Origin of the sequence: Kitasatospora sp. NPDC059327, assembly GCF_042752535.1 — a bacterium.
GTDB lineage: Bacteria > Actinomycetota > Actinomycetes > Streptomycetales > Streptomycetaceae > Kitasatospora.
In genome coordinates this window covers 1-2,500 of record NZ_JBHYYB010000208.1, presented here as the reverse complement: position 1 = coordinate 2,500, position 2,500 = coordinate 1, and the positions used below count along the sequence as shown (strand labels likewise).

General features: G+C 53.6%; 6 tRNA genes and 2 rRNA genes (1 of these 8 cut by a window edge). All 8 read left to right on the top strand.

The features are described from left to right. Nucleotides 1-1,762 (top strand): 23S ribosomal RNA (locus tag ACFXHB_RS44230); it begins 1,170 nt to the left of the window's first position. Between the two features lie 54 nt (nt 1,763-1,816). Further along, nucleotides 1,817-1,932, top strand: a 5S ribosomal RNA gene (gene rrf / locus ACFXHB_RS44225). Between the two features lie 19 nt (nt 1,933-1,951). Then, a tRNA-Met gene (locus ACFXHB_RS44220) sits at nt 1,952-2,028 on the top strand. A gap of 3 nt (nt 2,029-2,031) precedes the next feature. Beyond that, a tRNA-Asp gene (locus ACFXHB_RS44215) sits at nt 2,032-2,104 on the top strand. A 14-nt stretch (nt 2,105-2,118) separates the two neighbouring features. Further along, a tRNA-Phe gene (locus ACFXHB_RS44210) sits at nt 2,119-2,194 on the top strand. Between the two features lie 3 nt (nt 2,195-2,197). After that, nucleotides 2,198-2,270, top strand: a tRNA-Thr gene (locus tag ACFXHB_RS44205). 11 nt (nt 2,271-2,281) lie between these two features. Continuing rightward, nucleotides 2,282-2,365, top strand: a tRNA-Tyr gene (locus tag ACFXHB_RS44200). Between the two features lie 11 nt (nt 2,366-2,376). After that, nucleotides 2,377-2,451, top strand: a tRNA-Gln gene (locus tag ACFXHB_RS44195). The last annotated feature ends 49 nt before the right edge of the window (nt 2,452-2,500 follow it).

Genomic DNA, 2,500 nt, shown 5'->3' with positions numbered 1-2,500 from the left:
AAAATGTACCGGGGCTAAATACACCACCGAAGCTGCGAATTGATACCAATGGTATCAGTGGTAGGGGAGCGTTCTAAGTGCAGTGAAGTCAGACCGGAAGGACTGGTGGAGCGCTTAGAAGTGAGAATGCCGGTATGAGTAGCGAAAGACGGGTGAGAATCCCGTCCACCGAATGCCTAAGGTTTCCTGAGGAAGGCTCGTCCGCTCAGGGTTAGTCAGGACCTAAGCCGAGGCCGACAGGCGTAGGCGATGGACAACAGGTTGATATTCCTGTACCACCTCTTTATCGTTTGAGCAATGGAGGGACGCAGGAGGATAGGGTAAGCGCGGTATTGGATATCCGCGTCCAAGCAGTTAGGCTGGGAAGTAGGCAAATCCGCTTATCGTGAAGGCTGAGCTGTGATGGCGAGCGAATTATAGTAGCGAAGTTCCTGATTCCACACTGCCAAGAAAAGCCTCTAGCGAGGTGAGAGGTGCCTGTACCGCAAACCGACACAGGTAGGCGAGGAGAGAATCCTAAGGTGATCGAGAGAACTCTCGTTAAGGAACTCGGCAAAATGACCCCGTAACTTCGGGAGAAGGGGTGCTCTGTTAGGGTGCAAGCCCGAGAGAGCCGCAGTGAATAGGCCCAGGCGACTGTTTAGCAAAAACACAGGTCTCTGCGAAGCCGTAAGGCGAAGTATAGGGGCTGACGCCTGCCCGGTGCTGGAAGGTTAAGAGGAGCGCTTAGCGTAAGCGAAGGTGCGAATTGAAGCCCCAGTAAACGGCGGCCGTAACTATAACGGTCCTAAGGTAGCGAAATTCCTTGTCGGGTAAGTTCCGACCCGCACGAAAGGCGTAACGATCTGGGCACTGTCTCAACGAGAGACTCGGTGAAATTATAGTACCTGTGAAGATGCAGGTTACCCGCGACAGGACGGAAAGACCCCGTGGAGCTTTACTGCAGCCTGATATTGAATTTTGGTACAGCTTGTACAGGATAGGTAGGAGCCTTGGAAACCGGAGCGCCAGCTTCGGTGGAGGCATCGGTGGGATACTACCCTGGCTGTATTGACCTTCTAACCCGCCGCCCTTATCGGGCGGGGAGACAGTGTCAGGTGGGCAGTTTGACTGGGGCGGTCGCCTCCTAAAAGGTAACGGAGGCGCCCAAAGGTTCCCTCAGAATGGTTGGAAATCATTCGCAGAGTGTAAAGGCATAAGGGAGCTTGACTGCGAGACCTACAAGTCGAGCAGGGACGAAAGTCGGGCTTAGTGATCCGGTGGTTCCGCATGGAAGGGCCATCGCTCAACGGATAAAAGCTACCCCGGGGATAACAGGCTTATCTCCCCCAAGAGTCCACATCGACGGGGAGGTTTGGCACCTCGATGTCGGCTCATCGCATCCTGGGGCTGTAGTCGGTCCCAAGGGTTGGGCTGTTCGCCCATTAAAGCGGTACGCGAGCTGGGTTCAGAACGTCGTGAGACAGTTCGGTCCCTATCCGTCGCGGGCGCAGGAAATTTGAGAGGAGCTGTCCTTAGTACGAGAGGACCGGGATGGACGCACCGCTGGTGTACCAGTTGTTCTGCCAAGGGCATCGCTGGGTAGCTATGTGCGGACGGGATAAGTGCTGAAAGCATCTAAGCATGAAGCCCCCCTCAAGATGAGATTTCCCATTCCGCAAGGAAGTAAGATCCCTGAAAGATGATCAGGTTGATAGGTCTGAGGTGGAAGTGTGGCGACACATGGAGCTGACAGATACTAATCGATCGAGGACTTAACCATATTTTTGAATGATGTCACACCTGTTATCTAGTTTTGAGAGAATACTCTCAATTGTTTGGTGGCGATAGCGAAGAGGTCACACCCGTTCCCATACCGAACACGGAAGTTAAGCTCTTCAGCGCCGATGGTAGTCGGGGGTTTCCCCCTGTGAGAGTAGGACGCCGCCAAGCTTTTCTAAAATTTTATCATCGCGGGGTGGAGCAGTTCGGTAGCTCGTCGGGCTCATAACCCGAAGGTCGCAGGTTCAAATCCTGCCCCCGCAACCAAATGGTCCCGTGGTGTAGTGGTTAACATGCCTGCCTGTCACGCAGGAGATCGCCGGTTCGACCCCGGTCGGGACCGCCTTTTTTTAATAAGGCTCTGTAGCTCAGTCGGTAGAGCAGAGGACTGAAAATCCTCGTGTCGGCGGTTCGATTCCGTCCCGAGCCACCATTTGCCGGTCTAGCTCAATTGGTAGAGCAACTGACTTGTAATCAGTAGGTTGGGGGTTCAAGTCCTCTAGCCGGCACTCTAAATGATGGAGGGGTAGCGAAGTGGCTAAACGCGGCGGACTGTAAATCCGCTCCTTCGGGTTCGGCAGTTCGAATCTGCCCCCCTCCACCATTCTTAATTAATGGGCTATAGCCAAGCGGTAAGGCAACGGACTTTGACTCCGTCATGCGCTGGTTCGAATCCAGCTAGCCCAGCCATTTTATTTAAAAATTTTGAATCACTTTTAGAGCTAGCCATTAGCTCAGT